This window comes from Microbacterium sp. A84, from assembly GCF_051842815.1.
Classification (GTDB): Bacteria; Actinomycetota; Actinomycetes; order Actinomycetales; family Microbacteriaceae; genus Microbacterium.
The window spans coordinates 797,340-822,149 of sequence record NZ_JBPXMS010000001.1 but is presented as its reverse complement, the minus strand read 5'-3'; the positions used below and the strand labels follow the sequence as shown (position 1 = coordinate 822,149).

General features: G+C 63.7%; 21 protein-coding genes and 1 tRNA gene. 9 read left to right on the top strand and 13 right to left on the bottom strand.

Going from position 1 to position 24,810, the window contains the following annotated elements; genetic code table 11:
• Positions 1-6 precede the first annotated feature (6 nt).
• Positions 7-399: a DUF1304 domain-containing protein gene (locus ACSU04_RS04180; RefSeq protein ID WP_439289418.1), complete on the top strand. Its 393-nt coding sequence runs from the start codon at positions 7-9 to the stop codon at positions 397-399.
• Here ACSU04_RS04180 and ACSU04_RS04175 read toward each other — a convergent pair.
• From ACSU04_RS04175 to ACSU04_RS04155, 5 genes are all read right to left on the bottom strand, one after another.
• Positions 392-1,024 (bottom strand): GyrI-like domain-containing protein, encoded by a 633-nt coding sequence (locus ACSU04_RS04175; protein ID WP_439288516.1) that lies wholly within the window; start codon positions 1,022-1,024, stop codon positions 392-394. The genes ACSU04_RS04180 and ACSU04_RS04175 overlap by 8 nt on opposite strands.
• A gap of 37 nt (positions 1,025-1,061) precedes the next feature.
• Entirely contained in the window at positions 1,062-1,643 is a 582-nt protein-coding gene (locus ACSU04_RS04170) for a hypothetical protein (RefSeq protein WP_439288515.1), read from the bottom strand.
• Positions 1,640-2,212 carry a helix-turn-helix domain-containing protein gene (locus ACSU04_RS04165; RefSeq protein WP_439288514.1) on the bottom strand — a complete coding sequence of 191 codons (573 nt, stop codon included), beginning with the start codon at positions 2,210-2,212 and terminating at the stop codon, positions 1,640-1,642. Before ACSU04_RS04165 ends, ACSU04_RS04170 begins: the two co-directional genes overlap by 4 nt.
• Positions 2,213-2,333: 121 nt before the next feature.
• Positions 2,334-3,758, bottom strand: coding sequence for a threonine synthase (thrC, locus tag ACSU04_RS04160; protein WP_439288513.1), 1,425 nt, complete (start codon positions 3,756-3,758; stop codon positions 2,334-2,336).
• Positions 3,759-3,831: 73 nt separating this feature from the next.
• Complete coding sequence (locus ACSU04_RS04155; RefSeq protein ID WP_439288512.1) at positions 3,832-4,776, bottom strand: DMT family transporter; 945 nt, start codon at positions 4,774-4,776, stop codon at positions 3,832-3,834.
• Positions 4,777-4,848: 72 nt separating this feature from the next.
• Here ACSU04_RS04155 and ACSU04_RS04150 point away from each other — a divergent pair, with 72 nt between their 5' ends.
• On the top strand, positions 4,849-5,796 hold the full coding sequence (locus tag ACSU04_RS04150) for a LysR family transcriptional regulator (RefSeq protein WP_439278565.1): 948 nt from the start codon (positions 4,849-4,851) through the stop codon (positions 5,794-5,796).
• A gap of 11 nt (positions 5,797-5,807) precedes the next feature.
• Here the strand turns inward: ACSU04_RS04150 and ACSU04_RS04145 are convergent, their stop codons facing one another.
• Positions 5,808-6,419, bottom strand: a complete 612-nt coding sequence (locus ACSU04_RS04145; RefSeq protein ID WP_439278564.1) for a Pr6Pr family membrane protein — start codon at positions 6,417-6,419, stop codon at positions 5,808-5,810.
• A 160-nt stretch (positions 6,420-6,579) separates the two neighbouring features.
• Here ACSU04_RS04145 and ACSU04_RS04140 point away from each other — a divergent pair, with 160 nt between their 5' ends.
• The 3 genes from ACSU04_RS04140 to ACSU04_RS04130 all read left to right on the top strand — a co-directional run bounded on the left by ACSU04_RS04140 (position 6,580) and on the right by ACSU04_RS04130 (position 11,129).
• Positions 6,580-7,692: a hypothetical protein gene (locus tag ACSU04_RS04140; RefSeq protein ID WP_439288511.1), complete on the top strand. Its 1,113-nt coding sequence runs from the start codon at positions 6,580-6,582 to the stop codon at positions 7,690-7,692.
• A 279-nt stretch (positions 7,693-7,971) separates the two neighbouring features.
• The gene (locus tag ACSU04_RS04135) at positions 7,972-10,239 is read left to right on the top strand and encodes an LLM class flavin-dependent oxidoreductase (protein ID WP_439288510.1); all 2,268 of its coding nucleotides are present in this window, start codon (positions 7,972-7,974) and stop codon (positions 10,237-10,239) included.
• Positions 10,236-11,129: an LLM class flavin-dependent oxidoreductase gene (locus ACSU04_RS04130; RefSeq protein WP_439278561.1), complete on the top strand. Its 894-nt coding sequence runs from the start codon at positions 10,236-10,238 to the stop codon at positions 11,127-11,129. The genes ACSU04_RS04135 and ACSU04_RS04130 overlap by 4 nt, the downstream gene beginning before the upstream one ends.
• 96 nt (positions 11,130-11,225) lie before the next feature.
• Here ACSU04_RS04130 and ACSU04_RS04125 read toward each other — a convergent pair whose 3' ends face one another.
• From ACSU04_RS04125 to ACSU04_RS04110, 4 genes are all read right to left on the bottom strand, one after another.
• Positions 11,226-13,034, bottom strand: a complete 1,809-nt coding sequence (locus tag ACSU04_RS04125; protein WP_439278560.1) for an oleate hydratase — start codon at positions 13,032-13,034, stop codon at positions 11,226-11,228.
• 172 nt (positions 13,035-13,206) lie between these two features.
• Positions 13,207-14,403 carry an MFS transporter gene (locus ACSU04_RS04120; RefSeq protein WP_439278559.1) on the bottom strand — a complete coding sequence of 399 codons (1,197 nt, stop codon included), beginning with the start codon at positions 14,401-14,403 and terminating at the stop codon, positions 13,207-13,209.
• 11 nt (positions 14,404-14,414) lie between these two features.
• Complete coding sequence (locus tag ACSU04_RS04115) at positions 14,415-15,536, bottom strand: MerR family transcriptional regulator (RefSeq protein ID WP_439278558.1); 1,122 nt, start codon at positions 15,534-15,536, stop codon at positions 14,415-14,417.
• Between the two features lie 110 nt (positions 15,537-15,646).
• A complete protein-coding gene (locus ACSU04_RS04110) occupies positions 15,647-17,809 on the bottom strand; it encodes a DEAD/DEAH box helicase (RefSeq protein WP_439288509.1) in 2,163 nt (720 codons plus the stop codon).
• A 118-nt stretch (positions 17,810-17,927) separates the two neighbouring features.
• On the opposite strand from ACSU04_RS04110, the gene ACSU04_RS04105 reads away from it, so the two are divergent.
• On the top strand, positions 17,928-18,524 hold the full coding sequence (locus ACSU04_RS04105) for a hypothetical protein (protein ID WP_439288508.1): 597 nt from the start codon (positions 17,928-17,930) through the stop codon (positions 18,522-18,524).
• Positions 18,525-18,670: 146 nt separating this feature from the next.
• On the opposite strand, the gene ACSU04_RS04100 is transcribed toward ACSU04_RS04105, so the two are convergent.
• Together ACSU04_RS04100 and ACSU04_RS04095 are read right to left on the bottom strand one after the other, a co-directional pair.
• A tRNA-Arg gene (locus ACSU04_RS04100) sits at positions 18,671-18,743 on the bottom strand.
• Positions 18,744-18,759: 16 nt separating this feature from the next.
• Complete coding sequence (locus ACSU04_RS04095) at positions 18,760-19,560, bottom strand: SGNH/GDSL hydrolase family protein (RefSeq protein WP_439278555.1); 801 nt, start codon at positions 19,558-19,560, stop codon at positions 18,760-18,762.
• Between the two features lie 83 nt (positions 19,561-19,643).
• On the opposite strand from ACSU04_RS04095, the gene argS reads away from it, so the two are divergent.
• Together argS and ACSU04_RS04085 are read left to right on the top strand one after the other, a co-directional pair.
• On the top strand, positions 19,644-21,308 hold the full coding sequence (argS, locus tag ACSU04_RS04090) for an arginine--tRNA ligase (RefSeq protein ID WP_439278554.1): 1,665 nt from the start codon (positions 19,644-19,646) through the stop codon (positions 21,306-21,308).
• Between the two features lie 61 nt (positions 21,309-21,369).
• Entirely contained in the window at positions 21,370-22,206 is an 837-nt protein-coding gene (locus ACSU04_RS04085; RefSeq protein WP_439278553.1) for a DUF2993 domain-containing protein, read from the top strand.
• Here ACSU04_RS04085 and ACSU04_RS04080 read toward each other — a convergent pair.
• Positions 22,203-23,255 (bottom strand): YhjD/YihY/BrkB family envelope integrity protein, encoded by a 1,053-nt coding sequence (locus tag ACSU04_RS04080; RefSeq protein ID WP_439278552.1) that lies wholly within the window; start codon positions 23,253-23,255, stop codon positions 22,203-22,205. The two genes, ACSU04_RS04085 and ACSU04_RS04080, sit on opposite strands and share 4 nt — an antisense overlap.
• 137 nt (positions 23,256-23,392) lie before the next feature.
• Here ACSU04_RS04080 and lysA point away from each other — a divergent pair, with 137 nt between their 5' ends.
• Positions 23,393-24,802 (top strand): diaminopimelate decarboxylase, encoded by a 1,410-nt coding sequence (lysA, locus tag ACSU04_RS04075; protein ID WP_439278551.1) that lies wholly within the window; start codon positions 23,393-23,395, stop codon positions 24,800-24,802.
• The last annotated feature ends 8 nt before the right edge of the window (positions 24,803-24,810 follow it).

Sequence of the window (24,810 nt, the reverse complement as noted above, 5' to 3'; positions counted from 1 at the left end):
CAGAAAATGCTCATCATCGGTCTGGTCCTCGCAGCGGCGGCTACCGCATTCCACGTCTTCATCTTCGCCCTTGAGTCGCTGAGATGGACCGAGCCCGAAACGCGCAAAATCTTCGGCGTCGCCAGCGAAGCGGATGCCGAGACCACGAAGCCCCTGGCGTTCAACCAGGGCTTCTACAATCTCTTCCTGGCGCTCACGGTGCTGCTCGGTATCGCGCTGCTGCTGTCCGGGCTGGCCACGGTGGGCTTGACTCTGGTCTTCGCCGGCACCGGGATGATGGCTGCGGCCGCGCTCGTGCTCGTGCTCTCCAACCCGAAGCAGGCGAAGTCGGCAGCGATGCAGGGCGGGATCCCGTTGCTCGCGATCATCGTGACCGCTGTGGCGGTCGCGATCAGCTGAGCGGTGTGACGGGCTGGACGGGCTGGCGCAGAAGTGTGCGGCGCTTCGCCGGATCGCCCTTGCGTGGATCACTGAAGTAAATCTCGTGATGCTTGCCGGTCATCTGCAACCCGTGTTGCGGGATGAACCCGTCGTGCATTTCGGCGAGGACCGGGCCTTCGTCGTCGAAGGCGCCGACGTGCAGAGTCTGCACGCAGGCTCCTTCGGTGAATGACCCAAAGCGCACTTCATGAAAGCGTGCTTCCGCCTTCTTGGCAGCGGCCTTGGCTACGGCATCTGCGAACATCTCATGATCGATCCAGTCGGGCTGCATGATCATCAGCGTCCAGTCCCACTTCGACTTGTCGCGGGACGCCGTGAACGCGGCGTGATCGTCCGCCCACCACAGCCCTTCCAAGGGCATGACGGTGTAGTCACGGTCGAGCGTGTTCTTGCTGGCGAACTTCAGCGCGTAAGCGACCGGGTAGAGCGCCTCGACGGCCGTGGTGAATTCCGGTGACGTGTTCGGATCGCCATGCCCGTCGATCATGAGGTAATTGAGCTCAGGAACCTCGACGATGTCGAAGCGTCCCTTGCGGGCGTGATACGCGCCGATCGTCTTCTTGAAGTCGACCTTGGTTGGCATGCGACCATCATCGCTCAAGCCGGGGACAAAGCGGTGTTCAGCGACCCAAGTGTGGAATCGTCGGCGTCTCCACGGCGCGGGCGTGCGTGAGCGCATACTCGACGACAGCGACGGCACGCGCGTTGAATTCTTCTCCGGCGTAGTAGTCGCCGAAAAGAGTCTCGGCGTCGTCAAGGCTCATGATGCCGCAGAGGGGAAGCAGGATCGTCAGATCATCAGCCTCGCGACGTCCGCGCCTGAGAGTCGCGTTGAGCTTCATGGCGAGCAGCGTCTCCGCAGTAGCAACTTCGACGATCACGCCGCGCATGTTGAATATCTCAATCCACTCGGCGGAGCGTGAACCGAATCCGGACGGTAGAAAGAACATGGCTGCGTCGTTCAGCCAGTCTTCTGGCCACCCGTGCTTGTCAGCGATATGACGGGAAGCACCGAGAATCACGTCGGCCGGGGCCAGCTCAGCATCGATATCGACTGTCGAACCGCGTGCCGCGTTGTAGAGCAACGATATTGCCGCGCCCCCCACAATACGGATTCGCGCGGGTGCATCGATTTCGTGCAGCCTGGCGATGAGCTCGCGCAATCCGAGTACCAGTGAGTCTCGATCCAAACGGACGGTCATGCGGATGCCAGTTCATCGGCGCCGATCAGGATGCCGCGCCGGCGCAGAGGCTCCGATACCTCATCGCCGTCCAAGGTGAGGGCGCCATCTGTCCAGGGATCCCAGCTCCAGCTTGGATCACCGATGATCTGCTCCACCCATTCAGGGAAAGGAAGACCGACATTGAGGAGTTCGGTCTCCACGATGCCGGCAAGCGCCGAGTCCCAGCGTGGATCAACGGAGGCGGGTGGGGCATACGTGAGCGCGATCTTTCCTAGCGGCGGCAGAGCTCGGATGCTCGCGACAAGCTGCACGAGTGCTTGTGCAGCTGAGTGCGTGTCGTCCGAATCCAGATACTGGCGGATTGCTTCAGCCGTATCGGCTGCTCCGGAGCGATGTTCTGTGTTTACGACCAGGAAAGTCGCACCGAGCGCCCGAGCGTAGTTCTCGATCGTGCTTACTCTCGGGTCGCGACGCCCACGCTCGACCGCGTAGATGTTGCTTGGATCGAGTCCGCTGCGCGCGCCGATAGCGGTGGCGGTGATGCGCTTTCGGGCTCGAAGTCGTGTGAGCTGATCGGCGATGGTCATAGAATCACGCTCCCGAATAGGTCTATTTCGACCTATTCTAGGGTGCACGTGACCCATTACAACCGATATCTGGACAGAAAGCAGTGTGAGCCCAGGTAAGCGCGATCCGCTTAAGACGCGCTCAGCTCAGCGCGCGCTCGGAGATGAAAGCGCGCAACTGCTGCTCGTCGTGGGCCATCTCCACCACGCGCTGCGGAGCATCCAGGAGGGCGCGCGTCTCCGCATCCAGCTCGATCGTGGTGCCGAGCGCCTCGGTGATGAGATCTGCGAACTTCGCCGGCTTCGCCGTCTCGAGTACAAGCATCGGCACGCCGTCTTCGACGTGGTCGCGGGCGACCTTGGCGCCATCGGCGGTGTGCGGGTCAAGGAGGACCCCATTGTTCGCGGAGAACTCACGGATCGTCGAGAGCCGGTCATCGTGTGTGCTGGTGCCGCTGACGATCCCGAACTCGGACTCGAAGCGGTGCAGCTCGGAGGAGAGATCGATCTCGTCGCGTTCTTCGAGCTCGTGCCAGGCGGCGGCGGTACGCTCCGGGTCGCGCCCGAGCAGATCGAAGACGAAACGCTCCAGGTTCGAGGCGCGGGAGACATCCATCGAAGGGCTCGAGGTCGCAAGGGTGTTCTCTGCGTTGCGCGGGCGGTAGTGGCCGGTGCGGAAGAACTCGTCGAGCACGTTGTTCTCGTTCGAGGCGAGCACGAGCTTGCGGATGGGGATGCCCATGCTCTTGGCGTAGTGGCCGGAGAGGATGTTCCCGAAGTTGCCCGACGGCACCGCAAAGGACACCTCGAAGCCGGCGCGCTCGGCCTCCGGCAGGGTATCCGTGACGCGCAGCCACGCCCAAACGTAGTAGGCGATCTGGGCAGAGATGCGGCCAAAGTTGATCGAGTTGACTGCGCCTAGGCTGTGCGCGCGCTTGAATTCGAGGTCGGTCGAGAGGCGCTTGACGAGGTTCTGGCAGTCGTCGAAGACGCCCTCGACCGCGATGTTGTGTACGTTCTCGTCCTGCAGCGAGTACATCTGCGCGCGCTGGAACGCGCTCATGCGCCCCTGCGGGGAGAGCATGAAGACCGAGACTCGTTCGCGTCCGCGCAGGGCATGCTCTGCGGCAGAGCCGGTGTCACCCGAGGTCGCGCCGAGAATGTTCAGCACGCGGTCGCTCTTTTCGAGGACGTGCTCCAGCGCCTCGCCGAGGAACTGCATTGCCATGTCCTTGAACGCGAGGGTCGGACCCTCTGACAAACCGACGAGGGTCATGCCCTCGCCGATGTCGCTGAGTGGGACGATCTCTTCGGCTGCGAACTTGCCGCCGCCGTACGCCGACTCGCAGAGCCGAGCGAGGTCCTCGCGAGGAATGTCGGTGGCGAATAGCCCGATGATCGCGGTCGCGAGCTGTGGGTATGTCAGCAGCCGCAGCCGTTCAAGGTCATCGGTGCTGAGCTGGGGCAGTCGCTCGGGAACAGCCAGGCCGCCGTTGGGAGCGAGCCCTTCAAGAAGGACATCGCAGAACTGCCCGAGAGCGCCGCCGCGTGTAGAGATGTACTGCAAGTCTCGAACCTCGATTGTGCTGGGGGATGGATACCAGGACGTCGCTTCTATCGTAGAGCGTGGGCTGGTGAGGTTACGTCGCGTTCTCCGGTACTGGCGAGTCTTCTCTGGGGGATCCAATGCCCTCTGCGCGCCAGCGACGTTCGGCGCGAGCTCCCCACCACGTCGCGAAGAGAAGTATGGCTGCACCCGCATACCCGAGTGGCCCGATCCGGTCTCCGGCGATGAGCACTCCCACCAAGAGCGCCCATCCGGGTTCCGTGCCCAGAAGCATGCCAGCACGCGAGGCAGAGGTCTGCTTGGTGGCCCACAGCTGTCCGAGGAACGCAACAATCGTGCAGCCCAGGACGAGGTAGGCCACTACGAGCCAGTTCGTCGCGGTGAAGTCCGGCATGTGCTCCATCAGTGAACTTCCGCCCCAAATGGCGAAGATGATCGCGCCGAAGGTGATCTCGACCGTCGTCAACCCCAGCACGTCGGCATCCCTACCCATCGTGAACCGTGCTTCGGCCACGCCGAGCAGTGCCCGCGTTGCCGCAGCGATGAGGATGAGTCCGTCTCCGAGGTTGAAGGCGACGAATCCGTTCCCGCTCACGAGGAGCGCGATACCCGCGAGTGCGAGCAGGATGCTCCCGATCAGCGCCGGAGAAAGGCGCCTCCGCGTGAGCGCGGATTCGAGTATCGGGATCAGGAGGATGGACAGCGCGATGATGAGGCCCGCGTTCGTCGCACTCGTGAGCGTGACGCCGATCGCCTCCAGCGCGATGGTTGCTGCACGCAGAGATCCGAGCAGAATGCCGGGAAGAGCGGATTCCCGGAGCGTCGTGCGCGGGCGAGCGAGGCTCAGCGAGAGCAAGATCACAGCCGAGGGTACAAAGCGCGCGCACATCACCGCGGCCGCCGATGAGGCCATCGCCAGGTCTTGCGTCGCGAGATAGCTGCCTCCCCAGAGAATCGCCACGAACAGGAGTACTGCGTCGGGGAGCAGACGGCGAAGAGGCGAGGATGCGAGGGTCACTGTGTCACGGTACTGAGCGCGGTTCATGCAGAACAACGGGCACTATCTTCCGCATCCCGTAAGGTCAGCTTCATGGAAGTGCATCACCTCCGAACGCTACGCGAGCTCAGAGACAGGGGATCGGTCACCGCAGTGGCCGCGGCCCTGCACCTGTCTCCGTCTGCGGTGTCGCAGCAGCTCGCCGCGTTGCAGAGGGGAGTCCCGATCGCGCTCACAGAGCAGCGAGGACGAGTGCTGGTGCTCACTCCTGCGGGTGAGCGACTTGCGGATGCAGGCGGCGAGGTGCTGGAGTCATTGGCGCGCGCGGAGAATTCCGTCGCCGACTATCTCGCGGCGCGCCAGGAGCTCGTTTCGGTCACCGCCTTCCACAGTGCGGGCTTGGCATGGTTTCCCTCATTGATCGTGAGTAGCCTCGCTGACCCAGAGGGGCCGATGGTGCGATGTCGGGACGAAGACGTGTCGGTCGAGAAATTCGTCGACCTGGTCAGCGAGCACGATGTCGTGATCGCTCACCGACCTTGGACGGCAGAGCCGTGGCCCGCGAAGCGCGTGCACGTCACGCCTGTGTTGCAGGAGCCGATCGACGTGGCGCTTCATCGTGAGCATCCGCTCGCAAAGCGCAAGACTGTGCGCCTGTCGGATCTCGCGGAAGAAACCTGGGTGGCAGCACACGAGGGGTATGCGCTCGAACCGCTCATCGTGCAGGCGCAGGCGGCGAGTGCGGGCGCCCCAATCCGGATCACTCATCGGGTGAACGAGTTCAATCTGGTTGCGTCGATCATCGCCGAGACGCGCGCCGTCGGGTTGTTACCTCGCTATACCGGCCTCATCTCACATTTTCGAGAGCAGGTGGTGCTTCGCCCGATCGAAGGGCTGGCCATGGGGCGGCACATTGACATCCTCACCCGCCCGGAAGCGCAGGCGAGAGCGAGCACGCGCATCGTGATCGATCGATTCGTCAAGATTGCGGAAGAAACGCGGCTCCTTGCCGAACGGCAGTTCGACTCACCACGTCACTGATCGACGACAGATCACTGAACGGCGACGGCTCGCATTCGGCTCGTGGTCCAGACGACGCCGCCCGCGGCGAGCAGTGCGAACAGCAGGCCGGCGATGTGGAGCCAGAGTGAGAGAGCACCCCGCTCTGGCAGCAGGAAGCCGTACGGAACCCACCCGTCGGTGACGCCGCGCACGATCACGACGATCAACCAGATCACCGGGTAGGGGAGCACGATCCACAGGCGGCGCCAGGCCATCGACGGGCGGTCACGGATGAGCATCCAATCAAGCAGGACGGCGATCGGGAAGAGGATGTGCAAGACGAAGCTCACCCACGGCGGGGCCGAGCCCGTGCCCGGCACCAACACGTTGTAAATCACACCGACGATGATGAGGCAGGTCACCGCGATCGCTCTGACGTGGATGAGCCATTCGGGGACGCGTTGCCGGGCGAGCGCCAATGCTCCGGTTGCGATCAGGATGACGCAGGTGAGCAGCGTGGTCTGATTCGTGAAGTACCCGAAGTAGTCGAACGGGTTGCTGTCGCCGTCGGCGATGCGCAGCGCATACGCGTAGCCCAGGACGCCCAGGACCGTCGTCGCACCTGCGATGCGAGTGATTCCCACGATCTGCGCTGAGGTCATCCGTCGAACGTATCCGACGCGCTGTCGTGTCGCGGAACGCATCGCGCGACGCCGGTGGAATGGGGCAGGGCGAGGGCGCTTTGGGGACCTAGGTCCCCTGCACCGGAGTATGCAGTCACCCTAAGGTTTTGGTGCCGCCTACTACCTGAAGGAATTCACCGTGCACAAAACTGTACTTCCCGGGGTGGCCGCTGCTGCAGCCCTGACGCTCTTCAGCGTCGCTCCAGCATCCGCCGCAACCGAGACAGTGACCACCATCACAACTCACAGCGTGCCAGCAGACGTCGCCGCTGCCATTCCCTTTGACTATGACGTGTGGGGGGACAGCAACTACTTCACAGAAGACGGCATCGTTGATTTCCCGCTGGAAGCCACGAAATACGACGGCACCTTCACCCATAACACCTTTGCGATGTCGGCAGAGGCACCTGAGGGCTGTGTTCGAGTCGTAGAGAGCTTCTCCTTCGGTTACACGCTCGACGAATACCCGCTGGTCGAGCAGCGGTGGATCTCGCTCGCCGGCGGCATCGGTACAGGGGAGCCGTTTGAGTTCGTCTCTGTGGCCGAAGGCGGCGTGAACCACAGTGGCGACGGCGTGGTCTCCGACGAAGAGCGTGAACTTGAAATCGATCGCGCCCGTGTCTGGGTGGACTTGCCGACAACGGGCGAGCGCAATCCTCAATCCGGTGTGGTGACCCTTTCCTACTCCGAGCGGGTTGGCGCCGAAGAAGCCCGTGGATACATCGGCTTTGGGAACCCGGATATGACCACCTGGGTCGTCGATACAGCATCGTTCCTCGTGACCGACACCTGCACCAGCGAGGTTGAGATTCCGGTTGTGCCGCCGGTTGTTGTGCCGCCGGTTGTGGATCCGCCGGTTGTTGTGCCGCCGGTTGTGGATCCGCCGGTTGTTGTGCCGCCGGTTGTGGATCCGCCGGTTGTCGTTCCTCCGGTTGTGGATCCACCTGTTGTTGTCCCGCCGGTTGTGGATCCACCTGTTGTTGTCCCGCCTGTTGTTGTCCCGCCGGTCGTTGTCCCGCCGGTTGTTGTCCCACCGGTCGTGGATCCGCCGATTGTCGTTCCTCCGGTTGTGGATCCGCCTGTTGTCGTCCCACCCGTCGTCGAGCCGCCAGTCGTTGTTCCCCCTGCACAGTCCCTGGCTGCGACAGGCGGGGATGCCGGCTTCGCCACGATTGCCGGAGGTGCTGCGGTGCTCCTGCTCGGTGCTGGTGCTGCCGCTGTGCTGCTGGCCCGCCGCCGCGCGACCAACTGATCGCATGATGAAGGCGATGCACATCGAACCGAGTGCATCGCCTTCATCTGTGTGGGCGTATCACCCCACGGTTGCGTTTTGACCGCTGACTGCGTGGCCCGAGGTATTCGGAGATCCGGTTCACGGTAGAGCATGCGCGGACATGGAATACGCGAGGGCCGGAACTGTTGAAGTCAATAGCAGGACGTCGTGTAAGCCCGCGAAGTTACCACCCTCTGAAGAAACTGAATACATGCCTATCGATCTGATGCACATCGTCTCGTACGAGGTGCGTTTCTCATGAACTATGGTCATCCGCTGGAGTTCGGCACGCTGATCACCCCGGGTTCTGCATTCTCAGGTGAGGCGGTTGAACTTGCCGTTTTGAGCGAGCGGTACGGCTACGACATCGTCACAGTACGTGAGGACCCCGATCAGTCTGAGCTCCTTGACCCGTGGACGCTCATGTCGTGGATCGCAGGCCGCACCGAACGCATCCGCGTCGGCTCGAGCGTTATGAGCATGCTGGCTCAGACCCCTGCGGTGGCTGCCCGCGCCGCTGCAAGCCTCGATCTGCTTTCGGGAGGTCGATTTACCTTGGCGCTGGGCTCGGGCACGGCGTGGAATGCGCGCGGAACACACGATCCCGCGTTCCTGGGGACCGAGACCGCCGCCGTCGAAGAAGTGATCGAGATCATCCGCAACATGTGGTCTTCCGAACAGGGAAACCTGCGATATTCCGGTGACTACTACCGGGTCGAGGGCACGCCTCGCGGCCCGGAGCCGGCACATGAGGTGCCGATCTGGCTCGCCGGTCTGGATCAGTCGATGCTGCGGCTGATCGGCCGCGAGTCCGATGGCTGGCTGTCTTCAGCTGCCGACATGATCCCCGGCCAGTTCGCGGCAGCGAACCAGGCAATCGACGAAGCGGCGAGGCAGGCGGGGCGGGACCCCCGCGAGATCCGTCGGCTGGTGAACATCTCCGGCGACTTCCGATCCTCGCGAACGGGGTTCCTCGTCGGCCCCAGCAACCAGTGGATCGAAGAGCTGCTGCCGTTCGTTGTCGACGAGGGCGTGGGCACGTTCATCCTCGAAACGGATGACGCGGCGACGATGCGGCAGTTCGCCGAGGAGGTGATCCCCGGTCTTCGCGCCGCGGCCGATCTCGCGCTACCAGGCGACCTCACCGGCGGCAAAATACGGCGCGCATCCGTGCGTGCTCGCCGTGCCCCCGGCATCGCGTACGAGGCGGTTCCAGCGAGCATTGCCGATCACGTGATCGAGCCCGGCGACGTGGGCTATGGGACGGTGCGTTCGACCTACTTGCGAGGAGGCGCACCCGGACTTGTGATCCAGCCGCGCCACACCGCAGGGGTTGTCGACGCCATCGGCTTTGCGCGGAAGCATCCTGATCTGCCGCTCGGAATCCGCAGCGGCGGACACGGGATCAGCGGGCGCTCGACGAACCGTGACGGCATCGTCATCGACCTGTCTCGGCTGAACACAATCGAGGTGCTCGACGTTGAGGCGCGAATCGTGCGGATCGAACCCGGCGCACGATGGATGGATGTCGCTGCCGCACTGTCCGAGCATGGCTGGGCGCTGAGCTCCGGAGATTACGGGGGAGTGGGCGTCGGCGGGCTCGCCACGACAGGCGGCATCGGGTTCCTCGGGCGCGAGCACGGACTCACCATCGACCATCTGCGCGCGGTGGAGATCGTATTGGCGGACGGCACGGTAGCGAGAGCAAGTGACACCGAGAACGAGCACCTGTTCTGGGCCGTCCGCGGCGCCGGCGCGAACTTCGGCATCGTCACGGCATTCGAGTTCGAGGTCGACGAGGTTGCCGAAGTCGGGTGGGCCCAGTTCGTGATGGATGCCGGCGACACCGCGGATTTCCTGCAGAAATGGGGAGCCACGGTCGAGGCCGCACCTCGAGACACGACGAGCTTCCTCATTCTCGGCGCCCCGCGCCCCGATGAGCCGGCGATCGCAACGGTGATGACGATGGTCGACTCCGCTGATCCCGAAGTGATCGTGCAGCGGCTGCAGCCATTCGCTGATATCTCGCTCCTGCACCAGCAGTCGGTGCAGCTGACGACCTACCGGGCGGTCATCTCCAACGCGGCCGGGCAGAGCAATCAAGGTCAGGGCGAGCCCGTTTCCCGCTCGGGCTTTCTCGAGCACATTACGCCGGAGTTCGCCCGATCGGCCTCGCGGCTCATCCACAGCGGGGCGACTCACTTCTTCCAGGTGCGTTCCGTCGGTGGTGCGGTTTCTGACGTTGATCCGGATGCCACGGCGTATGCCCACCGGTCGGCGAACTTCTCCGTCGTGGCCTTCGCCTCGCGGCAGGAACGGCTGAATGCGCACTGGGCGGAGCTGTATCCGCACTTCGACGGGCTTTATTTGAGCTTCGAAACCGATCAGGATCCGGCGCGCATTGAAGACGCCTTCCCGCCGCGAACACTCGCTCGGCTTCGTCGTCTGAAAGCCGAGTACGACCCCAACAACCTGTTCAATGACAACTTCAACGTCGTCGATACCGAGATATGGAGCGCATCATGACGGATTACGGCCACGACCCGCTGTTTGGGGTCTTCATCACACCGACCAACCAGCCGGTCATGCACGCCGTGGATCTGGCGGTTGTCGCGGAGCGGGCGGGACTCGATCTCGTCACGTTCCAAGATCACCCGTACCAGCCGAGGTTCCATGACACCTGGACGCTGTTGTCGTACGTTGCAGCCCGCACCGAGCGCATCCGGGTGAGCGGAAACGTGCTCAACCTGCCTCTGCGGCAGCCGGCGGTCCTTGCTCGTAGCGCCGCGAGCCTCGATCTGCTCAGCGGCGGACGGTTTGAGCTGGGTATCGGCTCCGGCTCGTTCTGGGATGCGATCGAGGCGATGGGTGGACGCCGGCTCACTCCCGGTCAGGGCGTGCAGGCGCTGGACGAGGCGATCCAGATCATCCGAGGCATCTGGGATGCGGACGAGCGCGCAACTCTCCGGGTCGACGGCGAGTTCTATCAGGTCGCCGGAGCCAAGCGCGGGCCGGCTCCCGCTCACGACATCGGCGTGTGGATCGGTGCATACAAACCGCGGATGCTGCGCCTCACCGGCCGCGCGGGGGACGGGTGGCTCCCCTCACTGTCGTACATGCAGGGTGGGCCCTCGGACCTGACCGAGATGAACAAGTACATCGACGAGGGCGCCGAGCGTGCCGGTCGTGATCCGCGCGCGGTGCGTCGGCTGCTGAACATTTCGGGCCAGTTCTCGGCATCCGGTCGTGGCCTGTTCGTTGGGCCGCCGAGGGACTGGGCGGAGCAGGCCGCTGGCCTCACTCACGACTACGGGATCACCGGATTCATCCTCGCGACCGATGATGCGAACGTCATTGAATACTTTGCCGCTGAGGTTGCGCCGGCGGCGCGGGAACTCATCGCAGCGGAGCGCTGAGCGACTGCTGCGCAGCGCTGCGGCACACCCACACGCGCAAGGCTCCGTCAGTACCGACGGCGCCTTGCGCGCGTTCTCGAACGCTGTCGTCAGCGGCTATGCGATCGCATCGTCCTGGCGGGCGTGTGCGTGGGTGCTCCCGACTTCAGGAACGAGGCCGAAGTCGGTCAGCAGTTGGCCAATCTCCGTCTTGTCGAACTTGTTCACGAGATGACGCTCAACAAACTGACCTCCAGGGATCTGCAGCTCTGCGCCGTCGGCAAGGATCTTCGTGGCGTGCAGCAAGAACCGAAGATCGTAGGTCGAGTTGTACACCTCAGGGACCCCGCGCTCAACGCCCAGCAGCTCGTACGTCGCCTCCATGGCTGTGCGCACCGAGTACTCAGTGGTGAAGATGCAATCCCGCGTGGTCTCGGCGAACTGACCGATGAACGCGAAGTTGACGCTTCCTTCGGGCACGACGGCCGGACGGTCTCCCGCCTTGCGAGGCATGAAGAACGAGGTCACGTACGGCATCATCACCGGTACGGTCTTGGCGCCAGTCGCGGCCAGCTCAGGAATGTCCTCGACGGGAACGCCCATCTGGTACAGCCATTCCTGTGTGATCTCCTCTCCCGTGCAGTCCTGCAGAGCCTTCTTGACGTACGCCCCCGGTACCTCGACGAAGAGACCATAGACCCACACCACGATCTCATTGGGTTTCTGCGCCTTGAAGTGCGGCTGTCGGTTGACCGTCCAGCTCATGAGCCAGGGCGAGTCGCGCGCCGTGACGATGCCACCGGTGACGACCTTTCCGGAGAACGGGTCGCGTTCCGTGATTTTCTCGATGTATGCCGGGATGCGTGCATCCAGAGTCGTGACGGTCGCAGACTCCCATTTCGTCTTGTCGATGTCGCTAGTGAAGACCTCCGGCCGGCCGAAGTCCGGCGCCTTCGCGGCGATCTTCTTCCAGAGATCCCACGCGGGGGCAGGGCCGGTCTTAAGCGCGGCAGCAGTTTTGTGGTCGCCGTTGTCAGAGTTCTCGGTGAGCGATCCGATCGTGATCAGAGCCAGATCGTTGGCGCTGAGATCGACGCCACCAGGGGTTCCCTCCCGTACCCAATCGATTCGAGTCGCCTGCTTGATGCCGTCGCGGAACTCGAACTGGACATCGGTTACCGTGGTGGCGAATTGGAAAGTAACGCCTCGCTCTAGGAGCCACTTGTACATGGGGAGCACGAAAGACTCGTACTGGTTGTACTTCGTGAACTTCAAGGCGGACATATCGGGGAATCCACCGAGCTGGTGCACGAAACGGTGCAGATACAGCTTTATCTCCAGCGCGGAGTGCCATTCCTCGAAAGCGAACATCGTGCGCCAGTACAACCAGAAATTGCTGCCAAGAAACTCTTCGCTGAAGACCTCGTCGATGCGCTTGTCTTCCATGTCAGCGCGGGTGGCGAGGAACACGTTCACGACTTCCTTCTGCGCCTTCGAGCTCAATCCGAACTTGAAGTTGGTTCCAGCATCCTGGCCCTGTTTCTCAGTCACCCGCCGCTTGGTGAAGTTCGGGTCATCTTTGTTCAGCCAGTAGAACTCGTCGAGCACGCTGGCGCCGTCGATCTCGAGAGACGGCACAGACCGCAGGAGATCCCAGAGGCATTCCATATGGTCTTCCAGCTCACGGCCACCTCGGATCACAAAGCCCTTCTCGGGGTACTTGATGCCATCGAGAGCTCCTCCGGGAAGGCGGAGCTCTTCGAGGAGCGTGATCTTGTCGCCCTGCATATGGCCGTCACGGATCATAAAGATCGCGGCTGCCATGCTTCCGAGTCCCGCACCGACCAACCAGGCCGTCTTGTCATCGACGCCTTCAGGCTTGCGGGGCCGCGCAAATGCTTCGTAGTTTCCACTGCTGTAATGCATGGTGATTCACATCCCATTCGTTGTACCAGCGGGCTGGCGCCCACGAGGGACAGTTCACCCCCGATGCGCTCAGGCTAAAAGGAAGGCCAGAGCAAGTGGGGAAGATCTCCCATAGATCACCCTTCGCTTCATCCTCTTGACACCCCGCAAGCACCCGGCACAGAGGGTCGCATCACTTCATCAGTGTTGCGTCCACGCGGAACGCTCGCAGCGTCTTGTCCGTGACGACCACGAGCGAGGCGCCCATGGCGATCAATCCTGACGCCGCGATCATCGGCGCTGTGCCGGTGGCCGCGACGAAGACACCGATCAAGGGATTCACGATGAGTTGCGGGGCCAGTTGCGCGAATATCAGCAAGCTTTGGAACCGTGAGAGCATCGACGGCGGTGCGAGCAGGATGTATGTCGGGAAGACATGAGCGGTGAAGACCACGACTCCTACCCCGACCAGTGTTGTGCCGGCCGCCGCAACGATCCAACTCGATGCGATCGCGACGAGTCCGAGACCGGCGGCGACGACCAGCGGGCCTGCCGCCATAGGCCGCCACGCCTTGGATGCTGTGCCTCGCCATGAGAACCATGCGCCGCAGATGAGACCGCCGGCGATCCAGCCTGCTTCAATCAGTCCTGCCTCGGACGCCGACCATCCTCGCTCGCGGGCGGCAAGGGGAATTCCGAGCAGAACCGACGGGATCACTGCGCCAGCGACGATCGCCACGCATATCAGCAGCGCCGGCGCGCCATGGGTGGCTCTGGCAGTTGTGATGCCCGCGATGATCCCGCGAAGCGTGACGGTTGCTGACTCCGGCTTCTGTTCCCGAGGTGGGCGGATCAGCAGGAGCGTCGCCAGCATCACAACACCTGCCAGGACGTCGAGTAGAGCGATACCGCTCAACGCGATGATGCCGATGAGCAGCCCGCCAAGGGGTGGTGCGAGCGTCCGCGCGAGTTGGCTCGCCATGCCCACGCGCGCCATGGCTGCCCCGAGAGCATCGTCTGTGACGAAGAGCCGCGGGAAGACACCCGCTGCCGGGCGATGGAAAGCGGCGACCGTGCCGATCAGTGCGGCCGTGATCACCAACAGAGCGGGCGGAGCACCCCAGAACGTGACTGCAATGGCGAGGCATGCGCTGATGACCAGCATTCCGATCGTGCCGAAGATCATGACGAGGCGTGCTCCGAACCTGTCAGCGACCGCGCCGCCGAGAAGTCCCAGAAGCACCGAGGGAGCCACTGTCAGCGTGAGAACCGCGGATGCGACGTGTGGGCCGTATCCGGATGCTGTCCATGTCAACGCGAATGCGAGGACACTGGCACCGAGTTCCGAGCCGACTGTTGCCGCAACCCAGGCGTTGAACCCTCTCGGCATCCTGTGTGGCCTCATGCGCGACGCGGCATCACCAGAGCAGCGAAGTCCGGCTGGGCGGGGGAGCGCCACACCAGAGCCCGATCTTGTCCGCGTACATCACACGTGAGTTCGTGGCCGAGGACCGCTTCAACGATGCGTCTCAACGCGTGCGTAGAGATCTCAAGGGAGGGGAGTGAGTCGACCGCATATCCCGACACCGTCAAAGCGCCGGAGGAGAGTCTCGCGCATCCGCTCTCGGCGGCGAGGAGCACACTTTGATCCTCAGACTGCTCGGCAAGGCGCAGAACATCATCCCGTTGGAAAATTGCCCGGGTCGCAGACAAGGGGTCTGTGGCGAGAACCCGGTGCACGCTGGGGAAGCGGTCGGGCTTCGCGCTCAGGACGAGCTCCTCGCCCTGTAGGTCGCGGAATCGGCCGAGCTCGCTGATTGTGTGAGGGTCTCGCCCGGCCGGCACGTCGATGATGAGGTCGACCTCTTGCCGGGTTCGGACCCATTCCACTACCGTCGACGGCGAGATACGCACCCGGACGGACGGGCCGTCGATGACAGCGGGGAGATTTGTTCGCGTCAGCAGGATGTACCGATCAGTTGCCACGATCGCTACAGCGGCCGGTTCGACCTCAAGGAGTACACCGTCGAGGCCGCTTTCATCTCCGGCATCCAGGCTGGCAGGCATCACCTGCCTGATCGCGGATGCGAGCACCATCCCATCGAATCGGACTGTCGTGCGACGCGTGGGGTTCGTGTCCGCCTGCGCTCGCAGGCTGAGCTTCAGATCATCGACCAGAGCTCCGGCTGATTCGGCTCGCTCATGTGCCTCGGCAAGCCACTCATCCAGTATCGAGTCGGCGCTCGCCGCATCGTTCTCGAACACGGCCCTGATGCGTTCCAAGCGAAGCCCGGCGTCCCGCAGACGGCGAATCCAGATCGCACGCTGCTGCTGATCGAGCGCGTAGTACCGATACCCGGTGCGCTCTTCGACGTCGGCAGGTGAGAGCAGCCCGCTGTCTGCGTACTGGCGCAGAGCACTCGCGCTCAGCCCGACCGCTCGTGCGAATGTGCTGATCGTCTGAAGTGGTGGCTCTGCGCTCACTCGCCGTTGGAGGCCGTCAGACTCGCGAAACTGCGTCATAGACCCATGATCGACGTTCACCCCGGATGAAGGTCAAGAGGTTGTGCCGCCGCCATCGATCTGCGGTGGTGAGGGAATCCCTGAGCTTCCGGGCTCGTGCGCCGAATGCCTCAACGCGCACCACCGTCAATCACCCCACGCACCCGACGACGAATCGCACTGGCGGCACGGCCCATCGCGTCATCGATCGGGTCGTCTCGCAGCATGTACGTCCACGTTGCGGACGGTCTACGGAGCCCGAGTTCGGTGAGAGGATCCGCTCCGTCACCGACCTGCTGCATCCGATCGCGCACAGCCTCGTCCACTGCCGCGAAGAATCCGTCGAATTCGCGAAGCGCGATGCGGTGGAATTCGTCGACCGGATTCTGTCCCGCGAGCTTGCGCAGGTGAATGCCGTCGCGAATCTCACTGAGCAGCGACAGATGCTGTTGCCACTGCTCATCAAGAGAGAACAGAGTCACAAGTCGGCGTGTGTGATCAGAATCGGCCAACGCCTCCTCACGCACACGCAGCACCTTCTCGCGCTGCTTGCTGATCGCGCGGGTGTACTGCCATGTGCTGCGATGCCGATCCAATCGCACCGACTCTGCGATCGTCTGTGCCTGCTTTGCGATTCGTTCTCGTGTGGGAGCGTCAGTCGAGCCTCGATCGATGCGACGTAGCGTGCCCTCGGTGGCGTTCGCCTGCACAAGCTCGTCCTCCAGAGCCGAAAAGAGCACGGTCGTCCCAGGATCCCCTTGCCGGCCGGCGCGCCCGCGCAACTGCAGATCGAGCCGAGCCGACGGATACAGTGCGGTTGAGACCACTGCCAGGCCACCGGCTTCCACGACTCGCTCGCGATCACGCTCGTCTGCCCCGCCGAGTCGGATGTCTGTTCCGCGACCGGACATCTGCGTCGAGATCGTCACCGCTCCGTATTCGCCCGCCCGAGCGATGATCGACGCCTCCTGAGTATCGTTGCGCGCATTCAGCACGCGTACCCCGAGCGATTGCGGCAACCGTGCGGCGAGTGCCTCGGACTCTGAAACGCTCTGGGTTCCGACGAGCACGGGTTGTCCCTCGCCGTGCCGGCGCAGAATCTCGACCACGACGGCCGCAGTCTTTTCTTCTTCGGTCACGAACACGCGCGCGGACAGATCCTGCCGGATGCTCGGCCGGTGCCGTTCGATGCGGCCCGAATCGAGCTGATAGAACTCCTTCAGCTCCTCGGCGACGGGCAGGATAGTGCCGCTCATCCCGGCGAGTGATCGATACCGCAGCAACAGATCCTGCACGGTGATCTGGTCGAGGATGATCCCCGGCGGTGTGATTGGCAGTTTCTCCTTCGCTTCAACAGCGGCGTGCAGGCCGTCCGGCCAACGCTGCAACTGCGCGATGCGACCCCGCGCCGTGTTGATCAGACGGATGCCGTCGTCTGAAACGAGGTAATCGACGTCGCGCTGGACGAGTTCCTGCGCGTGCAGGGCGAGATTCACCCGGGTGAGCAGGTCGCTGTGCTCTTCGTCGAAGAGGTTCACACCGCCGGCATGCTGCTCGACGAGGTCGATACCTGCATCAGTGAGCGAGACGGTTGAACGATCCGCGTCGGCCTCGAAATGGATGCCTCGCTGCAGGTGCGACACGAGCTCGGTGGCCTCGATCAGCGTCTCACCCGCCGCTTCGTCGGAACCGGCCAGAACCAGCGGTGTCATGCCCTCGTCGATCATCACGGCATCCGCTTCGTCAACGATGCCGACGTCGAACTGCGGATCCACGCGATCGTTGGGGTCCTCCACCTGACGATCACGTAGTACGTCGTATCCGAGTTCGGAGAATGACGCGTAGACGACGTCCGCACGATACGCCGCGCGTCGCTCTTCAGCGCTTGCGGACTGTCCGACCGATGAGACTTCCAGACCGAGCAGGTGGAACATCGGCCGCATCCACTCGGCGTCCCGCCGCGCCAGGTAGTCATTGACCGAGAGCACGTGTACATGGCGGCCCTCGAGCGCGAACATCGCGGCGGCCATTGCGCCGGCGAGAGTCTTGCCTTCGCCGGTGTCCATCTCGACGGCAAGGCCGCTGTGCAATGCGGATGCCGCGGTGAGCTGTTCCTCGAATGGCGCGTAGCCGAGGCCGCGGGCGACTGCGTCACTGATCTTCGAGAGCAGTTCTTCGTCCGCCGGTGCGCGACGTAACGATGTAGATCCGGCGAATCCCAGCATCCGTGACGCCCACAGAGGGAGGCGACGACGCAGATCGAATTCCGTCGAATCTGTCCGGCGATAGGCCATGCGGCTCAGCCTACGCGTACGCTGGATGGCTCCTGACTGCGCGTCAGCGAACATGGATGAGGGCGGAAGCAGTATGCGATCAACTGAACCGATACCGGGCAATCCGTGGCCGCATGACATGACATTCACGATCGACGATCGACCGACTGATCTCCTGGATCTGCTCTGGCTGCGGGAAGCGTATGAACTGCAGCCTCACGGGGATGACCTGCCGCCACTGTTGGTGGACACCCCGGCGGTTGTGGATGCCGCTATTAGTGCTGAAGTGCGCGCCGAATGGGAAGAGGCGTGGCCCCGTGTGTGGAACGCTGTCGCGGCGCACACTGGTGCCGAGGTCGATCACGGACTCTTCGAAGACTTGCAGCGCACCGCGGACGGATCTGCGCAGCGCACCGAACTGCTTCGCAGGATCATCGGCCCGACCTGGCAAGAAGAATTCGGCGGCGAGGCTTTCGACACTTCTTCCTACGACACCTGGGTGCAACGGGGGATCGACGCACACATGATCAGCGTGCGGGAGAAGCTCGAGAACAGCCCTGAACGGCGAGATCTGCCCGACCTGATCCTGGCGTGGCGCACAGGGGTGACGAAGGTCGTCACGATCCCGTGCGAGGGCGAGTTCACGCGCAGGATCACTGCGAACGCTCTTCTCGTGACGGATGCGACGCGTGAAGACAGCGCCCGCTATCGCGTGGCGCTGGGCACTGTCAGCTGATCGTCGCCGCGCTCACGCGGGAAGGAAAACACGGCTGCGATCCGAATTCTTGCCGTGTTTTTCATCCCGCATCGAATGGACCGACAAGGATGACCCGCCCGGAAACGAAAAAGGCCCGGCCTCCGAAGAGACCGGGCCAAACAGTGTGCCCCCGACTGGAATCGAACCAGCGACCTACGGTACCGGAAACCGGCGCTCTATCCACTGAGCTACGGAGGCGTACTGATCGACAATATCATTGGTCTACGTCGGGCTCCGCACCGCCGGCCTCGGTCACGGGAGCTGCGGCCATTTCGGCCAGCGCAGCCGCCACCTTCTCCGCGAGATAGTGGTGGCCATCCGTGGATGGATGCTTGTTGCCCAGCCCCACGTCAATCACGTCGAGGTAGTTCTTATCGGTGATCCATTCCTCCTGCACGGGGGAGATGTACCACCAGCCGCGCGCGGCGGCGAGGGCGGAGAGATCCCGATCGATCCGAGCAGTACCGACGCCGACCGGCAGTTCGTGCGGTGCAGGACCGAGAACCACGATTGCGGCATCCGGATACGTGGCCGCCAGAGCATCCCACGCGGCGGTCACCGCCTCGCGATATCCCTCCGCGCCTTGCTCGCGGTCGTTGATCGAACCCTGAATGATCACGAGGTCTGCGTCGAGCGTCAGGTCGAGTGCCGCGATGCGCTGGCCGAAGTCCGGACCATCCCACCCCGGCTTCAGATACCCGCTGCCGCGCACGCCATCTACGGTCGTGGTGCCGTCCAGCAAGTTTGCGAGGAGGTAGGCGTAGCCGAGAGTCGGCGCACTCGCGGCGGAGCCGTATGTCCACGAGTCGCCGAAGACCAGAACATCCGGATGCTCCGGCAGCGTGAGCGGCACCGGGGCGATGGCGACAACCTCTTCAGACGCGAGGACCGGCACATCGATCGGGCCGGGAATCCACGGCCGCCAGACGCCCAGTGCGACGGCAGATACAGCCGTGACAAGCACGACGACCAGCGCTGCTGCGCGCGCCCTGCGCCGCGTCGTCCCCAGAGCCATGGCATGAGGGTAAGCGATCGGCCGAGTATCACCAACTCGGCGAGGAAAAATGGGGCCTCGACGCGCCGTAGACTTGATGGGCTATGAACCCCGATACTCTCGCTGCAGCCATCTTCGCCGTCGTCACGCCGATCGCGGCATCGCTGCGACCCGACGAAGCCCTTGACCTCGATGCCGCCGATGTGGTGCTGGAACGTCCGCGTAACCGCGACCACGGCGACTGGGCATCGAACATCGCGATGCGTCTCGCCAAGAAGCTCGGCACGAACCCGCGCGAACTCGCTCAGCGCATCGCTGACGAGGTCGCATCGATCGAGGGCGTCGCGAGCGCTGAGGTGGCCGGTCCTGGGTTTATCAACTTCCGACTCGACGCCGCGGCAGCAGGGGTGCTTGCCAAGACGATCGTCGAAGCCGGCGCCGCATACGGCACCAACAGTTCGCAGCAGGGGCTCAGCGTGAACGTCGAGTTCGTCTCGGCGAACCCCACCGGACCGCTGCACATCGCCCACACCCGCTGGGCGGCCCTGGGCGACTCGATTGTGCGTCTGCTGCTCGCCAGCGGCGCGAACGCTGTCCGCGAGTACTACATCAATGATGCTGGCGCTCAGATGCAGCGCTTCGCCTCGTCCATCGTGGCGGCCGCGAAGGGCGAGCCGACGCCCGAGGGTGGTTACCCGGGGGAGTACATCGCCACCCTCGCCGGTCGCGTTCTCGAGGCGCGCCCCGATCTGCTCGACCTGCCGGATGCTGAGCAGATGACTGCGGCTGAGGACCTGGCTTACGAGTTCCAGCTCGCCGAGATCAAGAACTCTCTCGACCGCTTTAACGTGCCGTTCGACGCCTGGTTCTCCGAGCGCACGCTGCACGCGAAGGATGCTTCGGGCACCAGCCTGATCGACCAGGCGGTCGACCGATTGCGCGAGCAGGGTCATGTCTTCGATCTGGACGGCGCCGTCTGGGTGCGCACCACCGACTTCGGAGACGACAAGGATCGTGTCATCCGCCGTTCGAACGGCGAGTACACGTACTTCGCCGCGGATGCCGCCTACTACTTGAACAAGGGTGACCGCGGCTTCGAGAACAAGATCTATCTGCTGGGCGCGGACCACCACGGTTACGTACACCGCCTCAAGGCCATCGCCGGTGCCGCGGGTCAGGACCCGGCGAAGAACGTCGAGGTGCTGATCGGCCAGATGGTGTCGATCAACGGTGCTCGCCTCTCTAAGCGCGCCGGCAACATCATCGAGATGGACGACCTGCTCGACTGGCTCGGTACCGACGCACTGCGCTACTCGCTGGAGCGTTCACCCGCCGACTCGCCGCTTGACCTCGACCCGGAGCTCTTGCAGAAGCGCACGAACGATAACCCGGTCTTCTACGTGCAGTACGCCCACGCGCGCACGCACAACGTCGGCCGCAACGCCGCTGACTCGGGAGTCGACCGCTCCGAGTTCGCTCCGGAAACGCTGACGCACGAGTCCGAGTCCGCACTGCTGGGTGCCCTGCAGGAGTTCCCGCGCATCGTCGCCTTCGCAGCCGAGGTGCGTGAGCCGCACCGCGTCGCGCGCTACCTGGAAGAGCTCGCGGGCCTCTACCACCGCTGGTACGACAGCTGCCGGGTTACGCCGCTCAGCGACGACCCGATCGAGAGCGTGCACCGCACCCGCCTGTGGCTGAATGACGCCACAGGTCAAGTGCTGCGCAATGGCCTCGACCTGCTCGGCGTCTCCGCACCCGAGCGGATGTAGCTCAGCGCCTGTAACCCGGCGATTGTAACCAGGAGTGCGCTCGAGCGGCCAGGATGGTCTCATGAGCGATGAGAACCCCACCATGCCGTATCCGGACACCTCGGTGGAGCATCCAACGCTCGTCATCCCCGACAGTGATTTGCCCAAGGCGTCGAAGAGGCGCCGTCGGCGCTGGCCGTGGGTGGTGCTGATCATTGTCGTGGTGATCGCCGTCCTCGTCGTCGTGGCCGAACTCGTTGCTCGCGCCGTCCTGCCAGGAATCGTGCGCGGCATCGTCATCGAACAGCTCGAACTTCCCGCCGATCAGCAGCTCGACGTCGATGCATCCGGCATCCTGCTGCCGCAGCTCATCGGGGGAGGTCTCGACGAGCTCCACCTGTCGACCGAGCAAGTCACCATCGGCGGGATCACCGGCGCGGTAGACGTCACGGCATCTGGAATCCAATTTGATGGTGGCGACCTCGCCGCCGCGAGCGGCACAGTGCGCATCGATCAGGAGCAGTTCACCGCGCTCGTCGCGGCAGCTGATCTGCCGATCGACGAGATCACGTTCGCCGCCCCCGATGTCACGGCATCCGGGAGCTTCAGCGTTCTTGGCCTTCCGATCCCGGTGGCGCTGACCGTGAAGCCGGGGGTGGATGCCGGTGAGCTGCTGTTGACGCCGATCGAACTTCAGGTCGCCGGTCTGACACTGAACGCGGCCCAGATTGCCGATCGCTTCGGCGATATCGCCGGGCAGCTCACCCAGCCGCAACGAATCTGCATCGCCGATCAGCTGCCGGCAGGAGTCACCGTGACGGGGCTGTCAATCGATGGTTCCGAGGCCGTCATCGACATCGACGTCGACGGGGCGATCGTGACCGACGAGTCGCTGCAACAGAACGGCGTGTGCGGCTAGGCACCCCGCTCCTCGGCTTCCGCTGCTTCGGCGGCGCGTAGCGCCTTGGTCGCAATCATCACGTCTTGCCTGGCACGCTGTACGCGTCGCTGGGTGAAGCTGCGTGCTCCCTCACGGGCGGACACACGATCGCGCTCCTCCTCAGCGAACGTGGTGATGTAGGCACAGGCGATGAGGATCACCTGCGCACTGAGGTTGAGCCAGATCAGCAACGCCAGGAGCGAGGCGAATGACGCCAGCAGCGGGTTGGAGGTGGCACCTCCCACGAACAGGCTCGACAACTGCTGCAGCACGAGCAGACCGACGGCGCCGAGCAACGCCCCTGACCACACCGCACGCGCAGAGACCCGCTGACCGGACAGCAGCCGGAACACACCGAAGATCAGCACGGCATCCAATGCGAAGACGATGAACAGCGACACGAGCCGAACGCCCCAGACAGCACCCGCGGCATCCGCGGGAAGGCCGAGCAGATCTGTCACGAAGCTGATCCCGATCCCGACCGCGAAAGTCATCGCGGCCGCCACGATGAATGACAGCCCGATCCCGACTGCCAAGGCAAGATTTCGCAGGATTACCCAGAGCCAGAAGGTGTCATCGAGTATGACTCCGCCGATCGTGCGCACCGCCGTACGTAGAGACCCGATCGCACCGAGCGCCGCGCCGACCAGAGCGACCAGCGAGATGATGCCCGCGATGGAGAGCCCACTCGGAGCCGGGATGGATGTCGGATCCTCGACGACGCCACCCGGTCCCAGCAGTCCAGGAACGGCAGAGTCGACGGCGGAGATGATTGCATCCCACGCCGACTCGTTCCCCGCCAGCCAGATCGCCGCGATAGAGAACCCGAGCAGAACGGCGGCGAACACGCTGAACAGCGCGCGATAGGTGATGCTGTCGGCGAGCATCGCGCCGCGTCTTTCGGAGTGCAACAGGTAAGCGCGCACGATCCTGCGCGCGAGCGCCCAGGCGATCACGGACTTGATCAACATCGCGATTCCACCGGGCTTGTTCTGCTGCTCGGATTCACTGTTCTGCGTGGAGTGCATAACCTCACCGTAATGATTCGACGCGCGGATGGGCGAGGGGCGTTCGGATGCGAGTGGCTTCTTCGAGTTGCCATAGAATCGGGGCAACCTCGAATGGCGTGATCTGGCCCGAGGCTCCCTCCCACGATTGGTGCTCTGTGCTTTCTGATGCAGACTCGCTCGCCCCGGACTGGCTCATCGAACCTGACGATGCCAACGACCTCGCAGCCGGCGTATGGCCGGCATCCGCGAGTCGCGATGCTGACGGGGTCCTCATGCTCGGTGGAGCGACGGCCGTGGAGCTTGTCCGCGACCACGGCACGCCGCTGCTCGTGCTCGACGAAGACGAGATACGAGCTCGGGCTCGTGCCTTCCACGAGTCCTTCACCGCGGCCGCTGCCGCGCATGGTACAACGGCCCGCGTGTACTACGCGGGCAAAGCATTCCTTTCGACCGCCATCGCCCGTTGGGTGACCGAAGAAGGTCTCAACGTCGATGTCTGCACGCGCGGTGAGCTCGAAGTGGCTCTCGCCGCAGACGTCGAACCCGCCCGGATCGGCTTTCACGGCAACAACAAGTCCGTGAGCGAAATTGAACGTGCAGTGTCGGTCGGAATCGGCACGATCATCATCGACAGTGCGATCGAGGTCGAACGGATCGCTGCTGCTGCCAGCCGCCTCGGTGTCGTGCAGCGCGTGCTCGTTCGTGTCAACAGCGGCGTGCACGCCGAAACCCATGACTTCCTCGCGACGGCTCACGAGGACCAGAAGTTTGGGATGGTCTTCGCGGATGCCGAGGCTGTTGTCGCGCGCGTGCGGGAACTGCCCAGCCTGGAGTTCCTCGGCCTGCACTGCCATATCGGTTCGCAGATCTTCGGTGTCGCCGGCTTCCGTGAGTCCGCATCGCGCGTGCTCGAGCTGCACGAGCGGCTGCTCGCCGGCGGTGAGGTTCCGCTGTTGAACCTCGGCGGCGGCTTCGGTATCGCGTACACGAGAGTCGATGACCCGACGCCCATCGAGCAGCTCGCTGCAGAAATCGTCGCCGCGGTCGCGGAGGGGTGCGCAGCACGCGGCATCCCCGTGCCGATCCTCGCATTCGAACCAGGGCGGGCAATCGTCGGAACCGCCGGTGTCACTCTGTACGACGTGGGCACGACCAAGGATGTGCGTCTCGACTCGGGCGCAAACCGTCTGTACGTGAGCGTCGACGGTGGAATGAGCGACAACGCCCGCACTGCGCTTTACGGCGCCCAGTACTCGGCTCGCATCGCCTCACGTCTCGGCGTCCATGCTCCGGTGCTGACACGTGTTGTCGGTAAGCACTGTGAGTCCGGCGACATCGTCGTCGATCATGAATATCTCCCGGGTGATATCACTCCGGGTGATCTGCTGGCAGTTCCGGCGACCGGTGCCTACTGCGCCTCGCTGGCCAGCAACTACAACCATGTCCCTCGTCCCGCGATCGTCGCGGTCTCAGGCGGTACTTCTCGCGTCATCGTGCGCGGCGAGAGCCTTGATGACCTGCTGGCACGCGATACCGGGATCCGCACGAACGAAGGAACACGATGACCTACCTC

Excerpts from the sequence above, each read along its gene's own strand:
- ACSU04_RS04125 (WP_439278560.1), bottom strand. The coding sequence starts at position 13,034 with ATGCATTACAGCAGTGGAAACTACGAAGCATTTGCGCGGCCCCGCAAG.
- ACSU04_RS04105 (WP_439288508.1), top strand. The coding sequence starts at position 17,928 with ATGACATTCACGATCGACGATCGACCGACTGATCTCCTGGATCTGCTC.
- ACSU04_RS04180 (WP_439289418.1), top strand. The coding sequence starts at position 7 with ATGCTCATCATCGGTCTGGTCCTCGCAGCGGCGGCTACCGCATTCCAC.
- ACSU04_RS04095 (WP_439278555.1), bottom strand. The coding sequence starts at position 19,560 with ATGGCTCTGGGGACGACGCGGCGCAGGGCGCGCGCAGCAGCGCTGGTC.
- ACSU04_RS04130 (WP_439278561.1), top strand. The coding sequence starts at position 10,236 with ATGACGGATTACGGCCACGACCCGCTGTTTGGGGTCTTCATCACACCG.
- ACSU04_RS04120 (WP_439278559.1), bottom strand. The coding sequence starts at position 14,403 with ATGCCGAGAGGGTTCAACGCCTGGGTTGCGGCAACAGTCGGCTCGGAA.
- ACSU04_RS04110 (WP_439288509.1), bottom strand. The coding sequence starts at position 17,809 with ATGGCCTATCGCCGGACAGATTCGACGGAATTCGATCTGCGTCGTCGC.
- ACSU04_RS04175 (WP_439288516.1), bottom strand. The coding sequence starts at position 1,024 with ATGCCAACCAAGGTCGACTTCAAGAAGACGATCGGCGCGTATCACGCC.
- ACSU04_RS04080 (WP_439278552.1), bottom strand. The coding sequence starts at position 23,255 with ATGCACTCCACGCAGAACAGTGAATCCGAGCAGCAGAACAAGCCCGGT.
- ACSU04_RS04115 (WP_439278558.1), bottom strand. The coding sequence starts at position 15,536 with ATGACGCAGTTTCGCGAGTCTGACGGCCTCCAACGGCGAGTGAGCGCA.
- ACSU04_RS04085 (WP_439278553.1), top strand. The coding sequence starts at position 21,370 with ATGAGCGATGAGAACCCCACCATGCCGTATCCGGACACCTCGGTGGAG.
- ACSU04_RS04135 (WP_439288510.1), top strand. The coding sequence starts at position 7,972 with ATGAACTATGGTCATCCGCTGGAGTTCGGCACGCTGATCACCCCGGGT.
- ACSU04_RS04145 (WP_439278564.1), bottom strand. The coding sequence starts at position 6,419 with ATGACCTCAGCGCAGATCGTGGGAATCACTCGCATCGCAGGTGCGACG.
- ACSU04_RS04150 (WP_439278565.1), top strand. The coding sequence starts at position 4,849 with ATGGAAGTGCATCACCTCCGAACGCTACGCGAGCTCAGAGACAGGGGA.
- ACSU04_RS04170 (WP_439288515.1), bottom strand. The coding sequence starts at position 1,643 with ATGACCGTCCGTTTGGATCGAGACTCACTGGTACTCGGATTGCGCGAG.
- argS (WP_439278554.1), top strand. The coding sequence starts at position 19,644 with ATGAACCCCGATACTCTCGCTGCAGCCATCTTCGCCGTCGTCACGCCG.
- ACSU04_RS04165 (WP_439288514.1), bottom strand. The coding sequence starts at position 2,212 with ATGACCATCGCCGATCAGCTCACACGACTTCGAGCCCGAAAGCGCATC.